Here is a 19,108-nt window from a genome sequence, read left to right as displayed (position 1 = left end):
TCAGAGCTCGGCGGCCAGCTTCTTCGACTCTTCGAGCCGACCGCGGGCGTCCTCGAGCTGCTTCTTGAGGGCGTTGGTCTCGTCGATGACTTCCTTCGGGGCACGCTCGAGGAAGCCCTTGCTCGACATCTTCTTCTCGATGGCGGCGAGGTCCTTTTCGATGCGCTTGAGCTCGCGCTCGATACGCGTGAGCTCCTTGTCCTTGGTCACGAGGCCCTTGAGGCCCACGAGGATCTCGATGGGGCCGTGGGGGCTCGGAACCACGCCGGCCATGGTGCCGGCTTCGCGCGGCCCGCCGACCTTCTCGACCACGGTGTCTTTGCCGCGGGTGAGGAAGGTGATGGTCGGGAGGCGATCGGTGAGGAGGGCGCGCGCCGTCTCACTGTCGGTACGGAGCGCGAGCGGCACCTCGGCCTTCGGCTCGACCTCGTGCTCGCTGCGGATCGTGCGAGCCGCGCTGACGACGGCCTTGAACAGCTCCATGTCGCGGATGGCTGCGTCGTCGTCGATCGCGTCGGACGCCGTGGGGTAGGGGCCGAAGGCGAGGGACGAACGACGCGACGCCGGACGCGGCGTGCGCTGCCAAAGCTCCTCGGTGATGTACGGCATCAGCGGGTGCAGAAGACGGAGCGAGGTCTCGAGGACGTGCGCCATCGTGAGCCGCGTCTCTTCCGCTTCCGGCGTGTTCGGGACCACGCCGCCTTCTCCGCGGAGAATGGGCTTCGTGACCTCGAGGTACCAGTCGCAGAAGTCGTTCCAGAAGAAGCGGTAGGCTTCGACCGCCGCCTCGTCGATGCGGAAGTTCGACAGACCGGTGGTCGCGATCGCGATGGTCTTGCCGAGCTGCGCGAGGATCCAGCGGTTGAAGAAGCCCTTCACCGCCGGCGGCGCGCCCGTCACCTTCGATGCGTCGAGGCCTTCGAGGTAGCCGAGGCAAAGACGCGACGCGTTCCAAATCTTGTTCGCGAAGTGGCGGTAGCCCTCGATGCGCTTCGGCGCGAGCGCGATGCGCTTGTTCGACGGCGGATACGTCGCCAGCGTGTAGCGCACGGCGTCCGTTCCGTAGGCCGGGAAGCCGACACCCTTCTCGATGTCGGCCGCGATCGACGGATAGGACTTCTTGAACTTGGTGAGCGCCTCCTGCACGGGCACGCCGGGGGCGGCGTGCTCGGCGATCGCCTCGGGCTTGGCGCCGTAGACGAGGTCCAAGGGGTCGATGACGTTCCCCTTCACCTTGCTCATCTTGTCGCCGGTCTCGTCGACGACCATGCCGTGCATGAGGATGCGCTTGAAGGGCACCTCGCCCATGAAGTGGAGGCCGAACATCATCATTCGGGCCACCCAGAAGAAGATGATGTCGTAGCCGGTCTCGAGATCGTTCGCCGGATAGAACTTCTTGAGCGCGTTGGTCTCGTTCGGCCAGCCCAGCGTGGAGAAGGGCCAGAGCGCGCTCGAGAACCAGGTGTCGAGGACGTCGGGATCCTGCGTCCAGCCTTCACCACACTCCGGCGGACGCGTGCGGGAGACCTTGATCTCGCCATTCGGGCCGTGCCAGGCCGGGATCTGGTGACCCCACCAGAGCTGACGCGACACGCACCAGTCCTGGATGTTCTCGAGGAAGTGATCGTACGTCTTGGTCCACTCCTCGGGGATGATCTTCGTACGGCCGTCGCGCACCGCTTCGATCGCGGCGTCGGCCATGTTCTTCATCTTGCAGAACCACTGCGTCGAGATCATCGGCTCGACCACGCCGCCCGAGCGCTGACACTTCGGCAGCGCGAGGATGTGGGGCTTCGCTCCGCGCGCGAGGCCCTTCTCGTCGAGCGCCTTCTTCACGGCGGTGCGCGCGCGCTTACGCTCGAGCCCCGCGAAGGGACCGGCTTCGGCGTTCATCGTGCCGTCGAGATTCAGGATGTTGATCTCGGGCAGGTTGTGGCGCTTGCCCGTGGCGAAGTCGTTGAAGTCGTGTGCGGGCGTGACCTTCACGGCGCCGGTGCCGAACTTCGGATCGACGAGGATCGCGTCCGTGATGATCGGCACCAAGCGATCGACGAACGGGTGCACGAGCATCTTGCCGTGCAGGTGCTTGTAACGCGGATCGTCGGGGTGAACGGCCACGGCGGTATCGCCGAGCATCGTCTCCGGACGCGTGGTGGCGACCACGAGCTCTTCGTCCGAGCCTTCGACCTTGTAGGCAAACTGGAAGAGCTCGCCGTTCTGTCCCTCTTCGTTCTCGACTTCGAGATCGCTGAGGGCGGTCATGCACTCGGGGCACCAGTTGATGAGGCGCTTGGCGCGGTAGATGAGCCCCTCTTCGTAGAGGCGCACGAAGGCTTCGGTGACCGCGACGCTCAGGTCGGGGTCCATCGTGAACTTGGTGCGCGGCCAGTCCTGCGAGGCGCCGAGCACGCGCATCTGCCGCATGATCTGGCCGCCGCTCTCGGCCTTCCACTTCCACACGCGCTCGACGAACGCTTCGCGCCCGAGATCCTGACGCGTCTTGCCTTCGCGCTTGAGCTGGCGCTCCACCACGGTCTGCGTGGCGATGCCGGCGTGGTCGATGCCGGGCTGCCAGAGCGTGTTCTTGCCGCGCATACGCTCGAAGCGGACGAGCACGTCTTCGAGCGTGGCCATCATCGCGTGGCCCATGTGCAGCGAGCCCGTGACGTTCGGCGGGGGCAGGGGAACGACGTAGGTCGGACGCGTATCGCTCGGATCTTCGTTCGCGTGGAAGACGCCTTCCTTCTCCCAGAAGGCGTACCAGCGCTCCTCGACCTCTTTCGGCTCGTAGGCCTTGTTGAGGTCGGGTCCTGCTGTCGGTTCGTTGCCGGCCGTCGTCATAACCCCCGGCATTACCACAACGCGGCGCACCATGCCTCAGGACCAAGCTGAGGCTCGATGCGCCGCGCGGGAATGCGGGGCGGGAATGCGCGTTCGGCGGAGCGCGCCCTAGTCGCGCGTGAGGCGCGAGAGCTCTTCTTTGATGAGCGTCTCGGCGAGGTGCGGGACGACTTCCCAGACCACGCGCTCGACGACCTCACGCGAGAGCGCGAGGACGGCCTCGGCTTGCTGCGAGGTCAGACCCAGATCGCCGAGCTTGCCTGCGAGGTGACCATTGACGGCGGCCGAGACAGGGCTGGCAGGGGCGGGTGCAGGAGCCGCCGCGATAGGAGCCGGCGCGATAGGCGCCGGAGCGGGCGTAGGGGCCGGCGCGGGAGCAGGCGCCGCCGCGACGGGCGCGGGAGGAGCCGGACGAGGCGCCGCCGGCGCACCGAACGACGGCATCGAGGTGCCCGAGCCTTCGCCGAACACGAGCGTGCCCGTGCGCACCGGCACGTTGCCGCCGAGCGAGGGCTGCGTTCCGCGGCCGAGGCCGCCACCGACGGGACCCGCCGCCATCGGCGCGGTCGCCGGAGCCGGCGGAGCACCAAACGGTGCACCTGCCGGAGCCCGGAAAGGAGCGGCGGCGGCACCCGCCGCGACGGGGACGGGGGCCGGCGCGCCCGCTTCCTTCGCGACGATAACCTTGCGGACCTTGTCGATGAGCTGCTGGGTGTCGAAGGGCTTGTCGGCCCAATCGTCCGCGCCGGCGTCACGGCCGCGGCCCTGATCGTAGGGCGCGTAGCGGCTCGCGAGCATGATGATCGCCGCCGCGGGGTTGCGCTTGCGCAGCTCCTTCGCGAGCGCGTAGCCGTCCTCGCCCCCGAGAGCGGTGTCGACGACCAGCACCGAAGGCCCTTCGTTCAGCTTGCCGAGGGCATTTTGCGTGTTGTCCGCGGTGATCACGCGAAAGTCTTCACCCGAGAAGGTGATCTCGAGGACTTTTCGCATCGTGACGCTGTCGTCGACAGCGAGGAGGGTCTTGGCCACTGGTTGTCTCCGGAATCGATTGTGCGGAGGTGGGACAGGTCGTGTCAAGCTATGTGCGCGATGCGACAAGGCTCGATTTCTCAAGATCTCGCGGGGTCCGCCCTCGACGGCGCGGTCCGCACACTCTTCGGCCTCACGTGGGGCCAAGCACGCGACATGGTTCGCCGAGGCAAGGTTGCGGTGAACGGCAAGACGGTGACGGACCCGCTTACCCGCGTCAGGGCGGGGGCTGAAGTGGTGCTCGATCCGGCCGCACGCCGCCGGACGGGTACGGAGTTGCCCGACAAGACCCTCGTTCACCTCGACCCGCACCTCGTGGTCGTGGAGAAGCCCGCGGGCATCAACACGGTGGCGTTCGATCCGGAAGGCATGGGCGCGTCGATCGCCAAACGGGCCCAGCCCGGTGAAGACGCGGCGCTCGATGAGCGCGTTCGCACCCTGATCGGCAAGGTCGAAAAGCGCGGAGGACCGCCACCCACGCTCGGTGTCGTCCACCGTATCGACAAGGAGACCTCGGGGCTTGTCGTCTTCACCCGCTCATGGGCGGCGAAGAAGTCGCTCCTGCAGGCGTTTCGCTTCCACCATGTCCACCGGCGCTATCTCGCCATCGTCCACGGCAAGATGGATTCCTGCACGATTCGCTCGAACTTCGTGCCCGATCGTGGCGACGGCTTGAGGGGCTCGGTCGAGAAGCGTCACGGGCGACAGAAGGCCGTCGGCTCGGAAAAAACGCAGCTCGCCGTCACGCACGTCGAGGTCGTCGAGCGCCTGCCGGGCAAGGCTGCGGGCCAGCCGTGCACGCTCGTCGCCTGCAGCCTCGAGACGGGGCGCACCCACCAGATCCGCATCCACATGAGCGAGGCCGGCCATCCGGTGGTCGGCGATCGCGTGTACATTCGGGATTTCGCCCGCGCGCACGAGGACAAGGTCGTGCCCGCGCCGAGGCTCATGCTCCACGCCGCGGAGCTCGGATTCGTGCATCCTGCAACCGAACGGGAGATGCGCTGGACCTCCGAGCCGCCGAAGGACATGCAGGAGGTCCTCGACTGGCTGAGGCGTTGACGCGCCACGTTGCAGCTCGGCCGGTCCCGTCACGGTTCGCGGAGGTCTGACCGCGTGGCGAATCGGTGACGGGGGCGGCCGCTCCCGGGGCGGTGACGATCCGGGTACGAACCGGTGTCGACGCGCTTTCGGCGCCTCTGGCTTTGTGCTTGGATGCGCCGCCTTCGAGCGTTTGGCCGGGGGCCGAGGCACAATGACGAACCAGAGCGCGCTCACGAACGAGATGGCCTTGGCGAAAGAAGCCGACGGAGAGGGCGCCAGCGGCGCCGGCACCTCCGGGACTTCGACGACTTCGAGCACCGGCGGTGGCGAAGGCCAGAAGGGGCACCCGAGAGGCCTCTACACGCTCTTCGGAGCGGAGGCCTGGGAGCGCTTCTCGTACTACGGCATGAGGGCGCTCCTCGTCCTCTACCTGACCCAGAAGATCAAGCTCGATCGCGAGCACGCTCTCGAGATCTACGGCCTCTACACCGGCCTCGTTTACCTGACGCCGCTCCTCGGCGGATACCTGGCCGACAAGATCCTCGGTCGCCGCAAGGCGGTCCTCATCGGCGGCATCGTGATGGCGATCGGCCAGCTCGCGCTGATGTCGGAGTCGCTGCTGTTCCTGGCGCTCGGCCTGCTCATCGCGGGTAACGGCTTCTTCAAGCCGAACATCTCGACGATGGTCGGTGGCCTCTATCGCGAAGGCGACACCCGCCGCGACGGCGCCTTCACGATCTTCTACATGGGCATCAACCTCGGCGCGCTCTGGTCGCCGATCATCTGCGGAACGCTCGGCGAGAAGGTCGCGTTCGCGGCCGGCTTCGGCTCCGCGGCCCTCGGCATGACGCTCGGCCTCGCGCAGTTCGCGATGGGCCAGAAGCACCTCGGCGACACGGGCCTGCCGCCCGGACGCGAGACGAAGAAGGAAATCGTCGGTGAGCCGCCGTACCGCAGCAGCGTCGTGAGCGCGAAGGCGATCCTCCTCGGCTCGCGCGACTACATCGACGTCGTCATCTGGACGGCCGGCACCTGCGCGCTCGTCTGGGGCGTGCTCTTCGCGTGGAACTTCGTCGGCCCGGCCTGGGGCGCGGCGCCCGGCTTCGTGAAGGGCCTGCTCGGCCTCGCGGCCATCGGCGCGGTCTTCTTCCAGTTGTTCCGCGGCTCGAACGCCCAGGAAGCGCAGCAGATCCTCGTCATCATCATCCTCTGCGCGTTCAACATCTTCTTCTGGATGGGATTCGAGCAGGCCGGCGGAACGATGACGCTGTTCGCCGCCGAGCAGACGGAGCGCAACATCGGCGGGATCGGCATGATCCTCATCGCCGCGTTCGTCTTCGCCTGCGCCTACAACTTCCGTCGTTCGACGAAGAGCGAGGCGAGCGGCCAGGCGCTCTGGCTCTCGCTGACCGCCATGTTCGCGCTCCTCGGCCTCGCGGCGCTCGGCATGGGCGGCTACGGCCTCGCCACCGGCCAGGCGACGAACATCCCGGCCTCGCAGTTCCAGGCGATCAACCCGCTCATCATCGTCGCCCTCGCGCCGACGTTCTCGAACCTGTGGGACAAGCTCGACTCGGGCAAGTACCGCACGTCGACGCCGACCAAGATGGCGATCGGCATGATCATCCTCGGCTTCGGCTTCCTGATCCTCTTCTTCGGTCAGAAGATCGGCACCGCGAACGGCGCCAAGGCCAGCGCGGCGTGGCTCGGCGCGGTCTACATCATCCACACCATCGGCGAGCTTTGCCTCTCGCCGATCGGCCTCTCGATGGTCACGAAGCTCGCGCCGCCGCGCGTCTCGTCGCTCGCGATGGGCCTCTGGCTCTTCTCGTCGGCCGTCGCGAACTACCTCGCCGGCACGCTCGAATCGATGCTCACCAAGGTGCAGGTGCCGATCTACGGCTTCCTCGTCGTGAGCTCGATCGGCCCGGCGATCCTGCTCCTCGCGCTGACGCCACTTCTCAAGAAGTGGATGCACGGCAAGGCCTAGAAGGTTCCAGAACCAACGCTAGAAGAATGGCGACTTCTAGAAGAATGGCGACTTCTAGAAGAATGGCGACTTCTAGAAGAATAACTCGACCCTCAACCCCCGCCCCTTCTCCCTAAGGGAGAAGGGGGGGAAGAGGCCCTCATCCCCAAACCCCTTCTCCCAATGGGAGAAGGGGTTTGCTTTTGCGGTGGCCGTCGGCGCGCCGCTTCGTTGTGTGCGTTCTGCAAATATCTGCCCATCCACCTCATCCCCCGACCCCTTCTCCCGAGGGAGAAGGGGTCGGGGGATGAGGGCGCGCTTTCTAGCCGCCAAACGCAGAGCTCTTGCTCCCTTCTCCCTCAGGGAGAAGGGCTGGGGATGAGGGGCGAGTTTCCTTCTGGGGTCCCCGAGTTACCGTCTCGGAGCCTACTTGACGTAGATCCAGCGGGCTCCGGAGGTCACTTCCAGGTGGAAGTGATTGCGGTGAGCCCAGTTGAAGTCCGGCGTGAGCAGCACGTTGAAGAGGCGTGCGTCGGCGGCCTCGCACACCAGCTGGCGTAGCGTGGTCGCGTTGGCGGAGAGCTTCGACGGCGTGCCCGTCGAGCTGCACGTCTTGGCGCCGATGCGACCGTTGAAGTCCTTCAGCACGCTCAGCGTTCGCCCGTCGCGCGTCTTGAAGAGCGCCGCGTCGATCGCGAGCGCGCCCGAGTGACGTCGCCCGGGGCCCTTGAGCGGCGTGCGCTGCGGGGGGGGGCGGTAGACCGAGAGATGGGTCACGTCGACGATGTCGTAGCGCGAGAGGATGCGCGCGAAATCGTCGAGGGCGAGCACCAAGCGGCAGTCGTAGATCTCGTAGACCGAGGTTTTGCGCTGTTTGGACGGGAGGTTCGAGTGGAAGGCGACGCCCCAGAGCGGCCCGGTGAGCCTCACCGGCGCGACCACGCCGCGCGCTTCGTCGACCCGATCGAAGGGGATTCGCCGATGCACGAGCTCGGCTTCGCAGGTCTTGCGATCCATCGTGACGTAACGGGCCGAAGGAGGCGCGCCTCCATACGGCAGGACCGCCGATGCGGTCGATAGGCCCACAGCCATCCCTGGAGCTTCGATGAACGGGCTTCCGTTGGCGCTCCGGTCGGCCGCGAAGGCGTCGACCTCGGCAAGCTCATCCTCGTCGTTGTGTGGCGGCGCCTCTTCGGCCGACTCGGTCGCCTGGGCCGCCGGTACCCCGAGCGGCACGACCAGACCGGCGAGGCCCGAAAGGAGCGCAGGCAGGCGAGCCAGGCGAGCCAGGCGAAAAGCCGGGGGGGAACTGCGCCGCATCGCGGCTGAGTCTAGCCTTGAAGGCGAAGATCGCGAAAACGGTAGAATTTGACGCAGTTGTAAGTCCGTGTCTGACCGTTCGCGGCCCCGTCGCGCTTGTCCCGACGTTTGGTGGACCTGCTAGAATTCCAACCAATGACGGATTTGTCGCAGCGCGCGAGACAGATCCTCTACGCGTGCATCACCGAGTTCGTGGCGTCCGGAGAGCCGGTTGGGTCACGCACGCTCTCGAAGAAGGGCATCGAGCTCTCGCCGGCGAGCATTCGCAACGTCCTCTCCGATCTCGAGGAGCTCGGCTACCTCCATCAGCCGCACACCAGCGCGGGCCGCGTGCCGACGGACAAGGCGTTTCGCCTCTTCATCGACGCGATGATGGATCTCCGTCCGCTCTCTGACGAAGAGAACGCCAGCATCCTCATGCGCTTCTCGGAGATCGAGCCGGGGCCGAACTTCCTGCGTGAGACGGGGCGCTTGCTCTCCGAGCTCGCGGGAACCGCCGCCGTCGTCGTGTCGCCGAAGGCCGAGTCGATGACGCTCAAGCACCTTCGCTTCATCCGCACGATGCCGGGCGAGCTCCTCGCCGTGCTGGTGATGGCGAACGGCTCGGTGCAAAACCGCTTCCTCAAAGCATCGGTCGAGGAGAGCGAGCTCGTGAAGGTGCACAACCTTCTCGACGACGTCATCGAAGGCCGCACGCTCGGGGAGCTGCGTGACCTTTTCCTCCGCCGCAAGAAGGCCGAGAGCGTGCAGCACGATGCCGTGCGCAAAGTGGCCTTCGAGCTCGGCGAAGCGGCTCTCGCCGAGGCGGCCGACGCCGGCGCTGACATCGTCATCGAAGGGCGAGCGAAGCTGCTCGGTCTGCCCGAGTTTTCGGATGCCCAGGGCCTCAAGGGCGTCGTCAACGCGCTCGACGAGGCCGAAGGCATCGTGCGCCTCCTCGACGCGACCCTGGCCGCCAAGAGCATGGTCGTGGTCGTCGGTCACGAGGCCGGGGACCTGGCCGGGGGCCAGCTCTCGATCATCGGCGCGGCCTACAAAAACCAGGGGCGAACCGCCGGATCGGTCGGCATCATCGGGCCGACGCGTATGGATTATCCGAAGGTCGTCCCCCTCGTGACCGCCACCGCCAACGCCATGAGCTCACTCAGCGAACGGCGCGAACGCGACGACGAATCCGAGAAACGCTAAGGCATAGTGGACCCCTGCCACCTGGTGTAGGATCGGCGGACCCATGCGCGCGGCCCCGCCGGATCTCCCCGGCGCCCAAACCTCCGACTCTCCGCTCGACCGTGCGCTCGCGCTTCTGCTGGCTGGCGAACGCGAAGCCGCGCTGCGCTGGAGCGCGGCCGTCGTGCAACGCGAACCGTCGTCGCCGAGCGCGCTCATCCTGACGAGTCGCCTGCTCGCGGAGGCCGGTCGAACCGAGGCCGCCGTCGAAGGCTTCGAGCTCGGCGTCGCTTGCGCCATCGACGCGGGGAACCTTCCTCTGGCCGTCGCGGCCGTCGGCGATCTCCAGAACCTCGGCGTCGACGTCTCGAGGCGCCTCGACGAGATCGCTGGGGCCTTCTGCGCCGGGTCGTCTCGCTTGTCGGACGAGGATGCGCCGCCTCCGCCGCTTCCGAACGACAGCGATTTCCAGCCGTTGAGCTCGTTTCTCTCGGGCCCGGCGCTGCTCTCGAAGTCGACGGGGATCATCCACGACGCGTCGAAGGACCGGGAGCAGAACGACGACTCCGCGACCGCGCTCGTCTCGCCCCTGCCGCTCTTCAGCGCGCTCGAGAAGGAAGGCCTACGCGCCCTCATCGGCTGCTTCGAGATGATGACCGTGCCTGCCGGTCACTCCGTCATCGCCGAGGGCGAAGCGGGCGCCGAGGCATACATCGTCGCGCGCGGTGAGCTCGAGGTTCGCCGCACGACGGAAGACGGTCGAACGCTGACCCTCGCGCGCCTCGCCAATGGCGCGCTGTTCGGCGAGATGGCCCTTCTCTCGCGCGCTCCGCGCTCGGCGAGCGTCGTCGCGTGTCGTCCGTCGATCATCCTCGTCGCGCGTCGCGATGCGCTCGAGGGCGTGGCCGAGAAGCGGCCCGACGTCGGCGTGGAGCTCGCTGCCCACTGCCGCCGTCGCATGGTGGCGAACCTCGTCCGTACGTCGAAGGTGCTCCTCGCGGTGGCCGCGCAGCAGCGCCCCGCGCTCGTCGAGCGCTTCGAAACGAAGGTCTTCGAGAAGGGCCAGAAGCTCATCGAAGACGGCAAAGACACGAGTGGTCTCCACCTCATCGCATCCGGCGAAGTCGCTGTCGTCGGACGCGAAGAAGGCGGCGAGACGTTCGTCATCGCGACGCTCGGTGTTGGCGAGACGGTGGGCGAAGTGGCCCTCGTTCTCCGTCGGAAAGCCAACGCCGACGTCGTGGCCGTGCACCCCACGGTCACTCTCCATCTCCCGCGCGAGGACTTCGTCGATCTCGTGCGCGCCCACCCCGCGATCCTCGCGGGCCTGTATCTCGTCGCCGTCGAGCGCGACGAAGAGACCTCGAGCGTGCTTGCCGGTAGTACGACGACGGCAGCCGCCGAGGACTACATCCTCGTGTGAACATGTCTTCCGAAGTACACGCCGACGTCGCGCCCGTAGCCACTGCAACGGAGCAAAAACAGGCGCGCCGACTGCTCGTCGTGCTCGTCGTCATCGCCCTCTTCTTCGTCTTCGAGCTCATGGGCGCCAAGGCGGCGCAGAGCGACGTTCTCGAGGCCGACGCTTTCCATCTCCTGATGGACGTCTTCGCGCTCGGCATCAGCCTCGGCGCGATGCGCATCGCTTCGGCACGCCCGAACGCACGGTTCACCTTCGGCCTCCGCCGGGCGGAATCGCTCGCCGCGCTCGTCAACGGCGCCCTCGTGATCGGCGTCTGCATCGAGCTCGTGCGTGACGCCTTCGAAGATCTCGGGAGCCACCGCGTGCCCAAGTCGGGGCTGATGCTCATCGTCGCGAGCGCTGCGCTCGTGGTGAATGGGCTCAGCGCTTGGCTCCTCCACGGCGTGATGGGGCTACACGGGCATGGGCACGCGCACGGGCATGACCATGGGCACGGTCACGGTCATGGTCATGGCAGCGCCCACAAGCATGATCATGCGCACGATCATGCCCATGACCACCATGATCATGGTCACGCGCACGGAGAGCATGACCACGCCTGCAAGGATGATGGGCACGATCATGTCCATCACGATCACGGCCATGATCATGCGCACGACGCGCACGCGCACGGGCACGCGGATGACGACGAGGGAGAGCACCCCGCGGCGCATGCCCATCACCTCAACTTGAGGGGCGCCTGGCTGCACCTCATGGGCGACGCGCTCGGATCGCTGGCGGCCTTCGCGGCAGGCCTCGCGATTCGCATGGGCGCGCCGCCGATCGTCGACCCGCTGGCGAGCTTTCTCGTCGTCGCCATCCTGCTCGTTGGCGCCTACCGCCTGCTTCGCGACGCCGGTTACGTGCTCCTCGAGGCGGCTCCGCCTCAGCTTCCCGTGAACCGGATTCGCAAGGTGATTCTCGCGCATCCCGGCGTGCTCGGCGTCCACGCGCTCCACGTTTGGTCGCTCGGCACGGGGCACGACGCGGTGATGGTGCACGTCACCGCCGACGGCACCGATACGGCTCTCGGAACGCGCCTCGGGGACATCCTCCGTACGCGTTTCCAGGTCGAATACGTGACGGTTCAGGTCGACGCGCAACCGCGCAACTAGCTATCGTTCGCCGCGATGGGAATCATGCGTAAGGTGGGCTTCAAGCTCGCGGGCGTGGCCGCGGCCGCGTTCGCTCTCGCCCTCGTCGGCTGCCCGGGGCCCACGTTCGTCGTGGCCCAGTACCCTGGCGAGGAGCGCCCGCAGAGCGAGCTCTCGATCCTGCGCATCAACGGCAAGGAGTCGGTGCGCCTGCTCACCCTCGACGGGCAAGACGTGGCCGCGCCGCTCGAGCGCGACGGCCGCCTCCACATCGAGTTGCTCCCTGGCAAGCACTCGGTGATGGTCACCGACACGAACGAGCCCGAAGCGCACATCGACGAGGTCGCGTTCGAGGGCAGCCCGGGCAAGTTCTATCGCGTGGTGCTCGCGGCCGGTGCTCGAGGCCCCGTCGCGCAGGTCCACGAAGTCGACCGCGGAAGCGACGAGCTCGGCCGTGACGTGACCGTCCAGCGCGAGCCTCGTTCCGAGCCGCGCCGTAGGTCCGCGCCGCCGAGGATCGAACCGACCCCCGAAAACGACGCGGGACCCGCCGAGCAAGGCGCCGGCGATGCGGCGACCTTGCCCTGACGAGTCCCGCACGGCGCTCTCTGCGTGATCGGCAGGGCGGCGCGTCAGCGTCTCAGGCGTTCGTCACTTGCACTGGTTGTCCACGCAGGCCTTGCCGCCGGTGCAATCGGTGCTGGCGACACACTGGGCGCTCGCTTCGGCAAAGTTGCGACACACGCCGTCCTTCGCGCAGTAGCCGATACGCGAGTCGATGGTGCGGCAGTAGTCGTCCGTCGTGCAGGTGTACTTGCAGAAGCCGCCGAGGCACTTCTTCGGCGTCGACGCCGTACCGCCACACTGGGCGTCTTCGGTGCAGTTCGGCTTCGGTCGGGTGTCGACCGCACACGCCCCCTGGTTGCAGTAGTTGCCCGTCCTGCATTCCGCATCGGCGGTGCAGGCCTGCACGCACGAACCGGCCGCGCACTGTGGGGTGTTGCCCGAGCAATCCGCGTTGGTCGTGCAACCGGTGGTCGGCTTGGGTTTGCACGCGCCCTTGTCGCAGGTGAAGCCGTCGGCGCAAGGAGCCGTTTCGCAGCTGCCGAGGCATTGGCCGTCGGCGCAAACTTTTCCTTCGCCGCACTCGCTCGAGAACTGACAGACGTTCTTCTTGTCGGTGCATGCGCCGGCCACGCATTGCTGACCCGTGCTGCAGTCCGAGGCGGCGGTGCAGGGGCAGGGGCCCGCGGTGCCGCCGCAGGCCTGGCAGGAGCCGCCGACGCAGGTCTTGCCGTCGCCGCAGTCTGTCTTTGTCGTGCACTCCTTCGCGGTGCCCGGGTTCGTCTGGGGTGCGCTGCAGAGTCCAGACTGACAGACTTCACCTTGCGGACACGCCGAGTTGTCCTTGCAGGCGACCGCGCAGCCCGAGGCGGTGCAGACCGAGCCCGCAGGGCAGCTGGAACTTCCGGTGCACGACTTCTTGGCCGGCGGGGTGACGGTGGAGCAGCCGTACGCGTCACACGTGAAGCAGCCCGAGCCGTCGCAGTAGTAGCGCGCCTCCGACCCGGTTCCGCAGCCTGTCCACGCGAGGGCACTGAGCGCACCGAGGACGCCGAAGGCGACGAGCGACGAGAGGCGAGACGTCATGGGTGATGTCCTCCGAGGTACGACGGGCAGGTCTACGGGTGATACGGGTGATACGACCGACAGGCGGACCGAGCGAAGCACCCAGGTCCGGGAGGGGACCGGTACGAACCGGTACGACCCCTCCGGCGGCTCCAGTATCCACGTCGCGTGCCACCGGGTCCATGGCCCGGACCTCCCCATTTCCTCCGAAGAATAGGGTGCCCGGCCGGCCAGGGGGTGTGAACCGTAGGACGGAATTGCCGGAACGGGTGTAAACGGACGTTCTCTCGGTCATGCGACAGGCCCCGCTCGCCGCCCGGGGGCGGGAAGGGCCCCCTTCGTCGTCCGAGGGGCTCCTTTGGGGGCCGCCCCCTTCGTCTCCTTGACCCTGCGCGCCGCATTCGCTACCCCCGCCCTTCATGACTCGTCTCCGCACCCTGTCGACCCTTCTTGCTTCGGCGTTCGCCGTCGCCCTCTTTTTCCTCTCGGGCGAGGCAGCCGCCCAGATGAAGGTCGCCGTCATCGACGTGCAGCGCGCCGTTGCGAGCACGGAAGACGGACTTCGCGCTCAGGCCACGCTGAAGAAGCTGTTCGACAGCCGTCAGCAGGAGTTGAACAAGAAGCAGACGGATCTGCAGCGCCAGCGCGAAGACATCGACAAGCAGTCGAAGGTCCTCTCGAAGGAAGCGCTCCAGAAGCGCGCCGACGAGTGGCAGAAGCAGATGATGGAGCTCCAGGCTGTGTTCGTCGAATACAACAAGGAGCTCGAGAAGAAGCAGAAGGAGCTCACCGATCCCGTCATCGAGAAGGTGATGGCGATCATCAAGCGCCTCGCGACGAGCGAGAACATCGACCTCGTCGTCGACAAGGCGACCGTCGCGTACGCTCGCGGCGACCTCGACCTCACCGACCGCTGCGTGCAGATGTACAACAGCGGTGGTGGCGGCGGCGCGGCGCCTGCTCCCAAGAAGTGACAGTCACAGGTCGCGCGCGTTGATGACCCGATGACCGGCGTTCCGATCGCTCCACGTCCGCTCACGGACCTCGCCGCACGTCATGGCGGGGTCCTCCGAAACGGTGCGAGTGGCGTCGTGCGCCGGCTCGTGCCGATCGATCGTGCGGCCGCGGGTGATCTCGCCCCGCTGCTCAGCCTGCGTTACGTGCCCGATGCGGTCGGAGCGATCGGACGCGGAGCCGTGCTCCTCGCCAACGAAGAGCTCGCCGCTCGCGACGAGATCGCGAACCTCCCGGCGTGGGTGCATCCGCACGCCGCCTGGACGCTCGCGGAGCTCCTCGAGGTCGGCGACGCGCCCGAGGACGAGCCGGTCATCGGCGAGGGATGCCGTATCGGCCCCGGCGCGGTGATCCTCCCCCGCGTGACCATCGGCGCACGGGTGACCATCGGTGCCGGTGCGGTCATCGGTGCTCCCGGCTTCGGCTTCGCGCTCGGTCGCGACGGCTCGATGCGCGAGATCCCGCAGCTCGGCGGCGTCATCATCGAAGACGACGTGCACATCGGTCCGCTCTGCACGATTGCGTGCGGAACGCTCGGACCGACCATCATCCGTCGCGGCGCGAAGCTCGACGCCCAAGTCCACATCGGTCACAACTGCGATATCGGCGCGAGCTCGATCATCGCTGCGCAGTCCGGCATCGCCGGATCGGTGACCGTCGGGCGCGGCGTCATGATGGGTGGACAGGTCGGCGTGGCCGATCACCTCCGCATCGGTGACGGCGCGCGCATCGCCGCCAAGAGCGGAGTCATCGGCGACATCGCCGCGGGGGCGACCGTCGCGGGCTATCCCGCCGTCGAGCGTCATCGCTGGCTGCGTGGCCTCGCCGAGCTCTATCGCATTGCCTCGAACCGCGCGCCGACGAGTGCTCGAGCACCCGAGAGCCTGACGCCGCCGGTTCCGTCGGCCCGCCCCACCACCGTGCCGGGCACGTGGCGAGGCGCGACCATCCCTCCGCCGCCGAGCGTTCCGCCAGGCGTGCGCCCCGAAGCGATCATCCGCCGATCCGAGCCGCCCTCGGAAGGCGAGGCCTGAGATGGCGAAGCGCACGCAGCTCGACATCGAGCGCATCCTGCAGATCATCCCGCAGCGCTGGCCGTTCGTGCTCGTCGATCGCGTGACGGACCTCGTTGCGAACGAGTCGATTCGCGGCCACAAGTGCGTGGCCATGAACGAGCCCTGGTTCCTCGGGAACCTGCCGCGAACGCCGATCATGCCGGGCGTTCTCGTGCTCGAAGCGCTCTCGCAGATCGGCGGCATCCTCGCGTATGCCAGCGAGCCGTTCGACGAGTCGACGAGCCTGCTCTATTTCCTCGGCATCGACAAAGCGAAGTTCCGCCGTCCGGTGATTCCGGGCGATCGCCTCGATCTCGAGGTGTCGGTCATGCATCACCGCACGAACGTCTGGAAGTTGAAGGGGGAAGCCAGCGTCGACGGGACGCTTTGCGCGCAAGCCGAGCTCCTCGCGAGCGTCGTCGATCGAAGAGGGTGAGTGCTGGCCATGGCGTCGCGCATTCATCCCACCGCATCGATCGATCCGCGTGCCGAGCTCGCGGCCGACGTGGAGATCGGCCCTTTTTGCGTCGTCGGTCCCGGGGTCCGGCTCGGTCGCGGAACGCGCCTGCTCTCGCATGCGGTGGTCATGGGCCACACGGCGATCGGCGAGGCGAACGTCATTCATCCCTTCGCGGTGCTCGGCGGCGATCCGCAGATTCGCAAGTCCGACGACAGCGCCTCGGGCGGACACCGAGGTTTGTCGATCGGCAACGACAACGTCTTCCGCGAGCACGTGACGGTCAATGTCTCGAGCGGTGAGCAGACGACGACCATCGGGTCGAACAATCTCTTCATGGCCGGCAGCCACGTCGCTCACGACGTCGTCGTCGGCTCGCGTTGCGTGATCGCGAACGGCGTGCAGCTCGCCGGGCACGTGGTCGTCGAAGACTGGGTCACCTTCGGCGGACTCTCCGGCGTCGCGCAGCGCCTTCGCGTAGGGCAAAGCGCCTTCGTCGCGGCCGGCGCGATGTGCGAGCGAGACGTCCCGCCGTTCGTCATCGTGCAAGGCGATCGCGCGCGTGTGCGTGCCGTCAACGTCGTCGGTCTCGAGCGACGTGGGGTGCCCGCCGAGTCCATCGCGCGCCTGAAGAAGGCGGTCGCGCGAACGCTGCTTCGTCGCGACGAGACGTTCGATGCTGTCATGGCCGCGCTCGATCGCTCGGATTCCTACGTCGACGCACTCGCACGCGCGTTGTCATCCGGCACGCGCTGACAACCCGGGCGCGCTCGACCCGGGGCGGTCCTGACACCGGGTCGAAGATGACCCCTGGCTCTACGCGGCTCCTTCACGTGATCGCGCGCAGTTGGACGCGGGATCGCCGTTTGCAAACCGCCACGCAGACCTCGACGCTCGGACCGCACGGTCGCGAGCGACCTCCTGGAGGTGCCTACGTGGCCGATACCCTTCCTCGACGTACCTTCGATACCGTTCGCTTCGCCGCGCCGCGTCGCGCGGCCCGCACCGTCTTGCTGGTCGAAGACGACGAGCTCGTTGCACGCACCCTGGCACGGACCATCCGTGAGCGTGGCTACGACGTCGTCCACGTGAGCGATGGTCGCTCGGCCATCGAGAGCGTGACGACGCGGCGCTTCGACGTGGTCTTCAGTGACCTCAACCTTCCGGGCGCCTCCGGTGTCGACATCCTGAACGTCGCGCGGGCCTACGATCCCGACGTTCCGCTCGTGCTCATGACCGGAGCGCCCACGACGAGCACGGCCATCGAGGCGTGCAGCCTTGGCGTTCTCGAGTACCTCGTGAAGCCCACACCGACCGCCGAGCTGATCCGCGTACTCGAGCGTGCGGTTGCGACGCGCAAGCAAGTCATCGCGGCGAGGACCACCGAGCCCTCGATGAACGCGGTGTCTTCGGTGACCGAGAGCATGAAGGCGCTCTTCGACCGTGCGCTCGCCTCGCTCGAGATCTCGCTCGAACCGATCGTCGACGCGAGGACGCGGGCCCTCATGGGGCACGCGCCGAAGCTCACCTCGAACGTCGAGACGCTGAACCGCGATGCTTCGATCACCGCGGCCGCCGAGCACCTCGGCCGCCTCGTGGAGCTGCGCCAACTGGTGCGCAAACGCGCGGTGGAAGTCTTCTTGGACCTCCCGAAGGAGCGGCAGGGATCGCTCTTTCTCGACGTGCATCCCTCGGAGCTCCTCGACGGCGATCTCTACGCGCCGGTGCCGCCGCTCTCGACGATCGCCGAGCACGTCGTCTTGCAGCTGCGCGTTCGCGGCGCCACGCTCCCCGTCGCCGACCTCGCGGCCCGAGCGAGCGTGCTCCGCTTCGTGGGCTATCGATTGGCGATCGCCGATCTCGACGTCGGACTCGCTTGCCTCTCGCAGCTCGGCGAGCTGTCGCCGGAGTTCGTGAAGCTCGATCACGACATCGTGCGCAAGCTCGAGACGTCGGCGAGTCAAAAGCGGATCGTGTCGGCGCTCGTGGCGATGTGCCGTGCCTTCGACTCACAAGTCGTCGCCGAGGGCGTTTCGACGGCCGAAGAACGAGACGCCCTCTTCGAGGCAGGGTGCGAATATGTGCAGGGTGCACTCTTTGCCCATGCTTCGCCGCACAGCGGCACGCGTCGCGTTGGCGAGGGCTCCGAGCGCGTTCGCCGTCAGCCGTAAGGGAGTCGCGACTTCGGAGGATCGAGCGGAAACGCTGCTCCAATGGTCTCGATCTCGTTCGGTGCGAGCACGAGGTTGCCGGCTTTCTCGAGCTCGTCGACGTGTTCGGCGTGCGACGTCTTCGGGATGACGAAGGCCGAGGGGCGCCTCGCGAGGAAGGCGAGGGCGACGGCGCGCGCGGTCACCCCGCGGGCTCGTGCGATGGTCGTCAACACGTCGCTGCGCCAGCTGCCGGGGCGGGGAAAGTGCCCGGCGCCGAGCGGGCTGTAGGCCACGAAGGCGATGCCGTTACGCTCGCAGAACGTCTGCAGCACGTGCTCGGCGTCGCGCTCCTGCAGGTTGTAGAGCACCTGATTGCAGGCAATCTTGTCGGGCCCGGTGATGGCGATGGCCTGTTCGAGATCGGCCACGTCGAAGTTGCTCACGCCCCACGCGCGGATCTTGCCGTCGCGCTCGAGCGTCTCGAAGGCGCGGAAGGTCTCCTCGAGCGGCTGCGTTCCTCGCCAGTGGAGGAGGTAGAGATCCAGCCGGTCGGTGCGTAGCCGGCGCAGGCTCTTCTCGCACGCGAGGAGCGTCCCGGCGAAGGTGGCCTGCTCGGGGCGGACCTTCGAGGCGAGGAAGACGTCGGCGCGGTAGCCGGCGATGGCCTCGCCCACGAGCTCCTCGACGGCGCCCTGGCCATAGAGTTCCGCCGTGTCGAGGTGGGTCATGCCGCGCTCGATGGCGCGGCGAATCGCGCGAATCGCCGCTTCGCGATCGTCCGACTCCATGTGCCACGTGCCGAGTCCGACGACCGGCACGTGGGTTTCGAGGGGGCCGAAGCTCCGGCGTTGCACGCCCCGAGACTAGAGCACCA

General features: G+C 67.4%; 16 protein-coding genes. 11 read left to right on the top strand and 5 right to left on the bottom strand.

What is annotated here, in order from left to right:
* Window positions 1–2,841: a valine--tRNA ligase gene (locus tag AKJ09_RS49665; protein WP_169928618.1), complete on the bottom strand. Its 2,841-nt coding sequence runs from the start codon at window positions 2,839–2,841 to the stop codon at window positions 1–3.
* A gap of 108 nt (window positions 2,842–2,949) precedes the next feature.
* The gene (locus tag AKJ09_RS49660; protein ID WP_146654883.1) at window positions 2,950–3,870 is read right to left on the bottom strand and encodes a response regulator transcription factor; all 921 of its coding nucleotides are present in this window, start codon (window positions 3,868–3,870) and stop codon (window positions 2,950–2,952) included.
* Between the two features lie 60 nt (window positions 3,871–3,930).
* Between AKJ09_RS49660 and AKJ09_RS49655 the strand changes: the two genes are divergently transcribed.
* Entirely contained in the window at window positions 3,931–4,932 is a 1,002-nt protein-coding gene (locus tag AKJ09_RS49655; protein ID WP_169928617.1) for an RluA family pseudouridine synthase, read from the top strand.
* A 193-nt stretch (window positions 4,933–5,125) separates the two neighbouring features.
* Window positions 5,126–6,904 (top strand): peptide MFS transporter, encoded by a 1,779-nt coding sequence (locus AKJ09_RS49650; RefSeq protein ID WP_146654881.1) that lies wholly within the window; start codon window positions 5,126–5,128, stop codon window positions 6,902–6,904.
* Between the two features lie 405 nt (window positions 6,905–7,309).
* On the opposite strand, the gene AKJ09_RS49645 is transcribed toward AKJ09_RS49650, so the two are convergent.
* Entirely contained in the window at window positions 7,310–8,203 is an 894-nt protein-coding gene (locus tag AKJ09_RS49645) for an extensin family protein (protein WP_146654880.1), read from the bottom strand.
* A gap of 135 nt (window positions 8,204–8,338) precedes the next feature.
* On the opposite strand from AKJ09_RS49645, the gene hrcA reads away from it, so the two are divergent.
* Genes hrcA through AKJ09_RS49625 form a run of 4 tightly spaced genes read left to right on the top strand, consistent with a single transcriptional unit; the run spans window position 8,339 to window position 12,514 of the window.
* Complete coding sequence (hrcA, locus tag AKJ09_RS49640; RefSeq protein ID WP_146654879.1) at window positions 8,339–9,391, top strand: heat-inducible transcriptional repressor HrcA; 1,053 nt, start codon at window positions 8,339–8,341, stop codon at window positions 9,389–9,391.
* A 43-nt stretch (window positions 9,392–9,434) separates the two neighbouring features.
* Entirely contained in the window at window positions 9,435–10,793 is a 1,359-nt protein-coding gene (locus tag AKJ09_RS49635) for a cyclic nucleotide-binding domain-containing protein (protein ID WP_146654878.1), read from the top strand.
* A gap of 2 nt (window positions 10,794–10,795) precedes the next feature.
* Window positions 10,796–11,947: a cation diffusion facilitator family transporter gene (locus tag AKJ09_RS49630; protein WP_146654877.1), complete on the top strand. Its 1,152-nt coding sequence runs from the start codon at window positions 10,796–10,798 to the stop codon at window positions 11,945–11,947.
* Between the two features lie 15 nt (window positions 11,948–11,962).
* On the top strand, window positions 11,963–12,514 hold the full coding sequence (locus AKJ09_RS49625; RefSeq protein WP_146654876.1) for a hypothetical protein: 552 nt from the start codon (window positions 11,963–11,965) through the stop codon (window positions 12,512–12,514).
* A 63-nt stretch (window positions 12,515–12,577) separates the two neighbouring features.
* Here the strand turns inward: AKJ09_RS49625 and AKJ09_RS49620 are convergent, their stop codons facing one another.
* Complete coding sequence (locus AKJ09_RS49620) at window positions 12,578–13,576, bottom strand: hypothetical protein (protein ID WP_146654875.1); 999 nt, start codon at window positions 13,574–13,576, stop codon at window positions 12,578–12,580.
* A 398-nt stretch (window positions 13,577–13,974) separates the two neighbouring features.
* Here AKJ09_RS49620 and AKJ09_RS49615 point away from each other — a divergent pair, with 398 nt between their 5' ends.
* The 5 genes from AKJ09_RS49615 (at window position 13,975) to AKJ09_RS49595 (ending at window position 18,252) form a co-directional block, all read left to right on the top strand.
* A complete protein-coding gene (locus AKJ09_RS49615) occupies window positions 13,975–14,529 on the top strand; it encodes an OmpH/Skp family outer membrane protein (protein WP_146654874.1) in 555 nt (184 codons plus the stop codon).
* A gap of 30 nt (window positions 14,530–14,559) precedes the next feature.
* The gene (locus AKJ09_RS49610) at window positions 14,560–15,603 is read left to right on the top strand and encodes a UDP-3-O-(3-hydroxymyristoyl)glucosamine N-acyltransferase (protein ID WP_146654873.1); all 1,044 of its coding nucleotides are present in this window, start codon (window positions 14,560–14,562) and stop codon (window positions 15,601–15,603) included.
* A 1-nt stretch (window position 15,604) separates the two neighbouring features.
* Window positions 15,605–16,060 (top strand): 3-hydroxyacyl-ACP dehydratase FabZ, encoded by a 456-nt coding sequence (fabZ, locus tag AKJ09_RS49605; RefSeq protein ID WP_146654872.1) that lies wholly within the window; start codon window positions 15,605–15,607, stop codon window positions 16,058–16,060.
* A gap of 9 nt (window positions 16,061–16,069) precedes the next feature.
* Window positions 16,070–16,837, top strand: a complete 768-nt coding sequence (gene lpxA / locus AKJ09_RS49600; protein WP_146654871.1) for an acyl-ACP--UDP-N-acetylglucosamine O-acyltransferase — start codon at window positions 16,070–16,072, stop codon at window positions 16,835–16,837.
* Window positions 16,838–17,016: 179 nt separating this feature from the next.
* The gene (locus AKJ09_RS49595) at window positions 17,017–18,252 is read left to right on the top strand and encodes an EAL domain-containing response regulator (RefSeq protein WP_169928616.1); all 1,236 of its coding nucleotides are present in this window, start codon (window positions 17,017–17,019) and stop codon (window positions 18,250–18,252) included.
* Here AKJ09_RS49595 and AKJ09_RS49590 read toward each other — a convergent pair.
* The gene (locus tag AKJ09_RS49590; RefSeq protein ID WP_146654869.1) at window positions 18,243–19,088 is read right to left on the bottom strand and encodes an aldo/keto reductase; all 846 of its coding nucleotides are present in this window, start codon (window positions 19,086–19,088) and stop codon (window positions 18,243–18,245) included. The genes AKJ09_RS49595 and AKJ09_RS49590 overlap by 10 nt on opposite strands.
* Between the last annotated feature and the right edge of the window lie 20 nt (window positions 19,089–19,108).

It is taken from the genome of Labilithrix luteola, assembly GCF_001263205.1.
Taxonomy (GTDB): domain Bacteria; phylum Myxococcota_A; class Polyangia; order Polyangiales; family Polyangiaceae; genus Labilithrix; species Labilithrix luteola.
The sequence above is the reverse complement of the archived record's forward strand: the minus strand, read 5'-3'. Positions and strand labels throughout refer to the sequence as shown.

Excerpts from the sequence above, each read along its gene's own strand:
- AKJ09_RS49625 (WP_146654876.1), top strand. The coding sequence starts at position 11,963 with ATGGGAATCATGCGTAAGGTGGGCTTCAAGCTCGCGGGCGTGGCCGCG.
- fabZ (WP_146654872.1), top strand. The coding sequence starts at position 15,605 with ATGGCGAAGCGCACGCAGCTCGACATCGAGCGCATCCTGCAGATCATC.
- AKJ09_RS49645 (WP_146654880.1), bottom strand. The coding sequence starts at position 8,203 with ATGCGGCGCAGTTCCCCCCCGGCTTTTCGCCTGGCTCGCCTGGCTCGC.
- AKJ09_RS49650 (WP_146654881.1), top strand. The coding sequence starts at position 5,126 with ATGACGAACCAGAGCGCGCTCACGAACGAGATGGCCTTGGCGAAAGAA.
- AKJ09_RS49665 (WP_169928618.1), bottom strand. The coding sequence starts at position 2,841 with ATGACGACGGCCGGCAACGAACCGACAGCAGGACCCGACCTCAACAAG.
- AKJ09_RS49630 (WP_146654877.1), top strand. The coding sequence starts at position 10,796 with ATGTCTTCCGAAGTACACGCCGACGTCGCGCCCGTAGCCACTGCAACG.
- AKJ09_RS49615 (WP_146654874.1), top strand. The coding sequence starts at position 13,975 with ATGACTCGTCTCCGCACCCTGTCGACCCTTCTTGCTTCGGCGTTCGCC.
- AKJ09_RS49610 (WP_146654873.1), top strand. The coding sequence starts at position 14,560 with ATGACCGGCGTTCCGATCGCTCCACGTCCGCTCACGGACCTCGCCGCA.
- AKJ09_RS49655 (WP_169928617.1), top strand. The coding sequence starts at position 3,931 with ATGCGACAAGGCTCGATTTCTCAAGATCTCGCGGGGTCCGCCCTCGAC.
- AKJ09_RS49635 (WP_146654878.1), top strand. The coding sequence starts at position 9,435 with ATGCGCGCGGCCCCGCCGGATCTCCCCGGCGCCCAAACCTCCGACTCT.
- AKJ09_RS49620 (WP_146654875.1), bottom strand. The coding sequence starts at position 13,576 with ATGACGTCTCGCCTCTCGTCGCTCGTCGCCTTCGGCGTCCTCGGTGCG.
- hrcA (WP_146654879.1), top strand. The coding sequence starts at position 8,339 with ATGACGGATTTGTCGCAGCGCGCGAGACAGATCCTCTACGCGTGCATC.
- lpxA (WP_146654871.1), top strand. The coding sequence starts at position 16,070 with ATGGCGTCGCGCATTCATCCCACCGCATCGATCGATCCGCGTGCCGAG.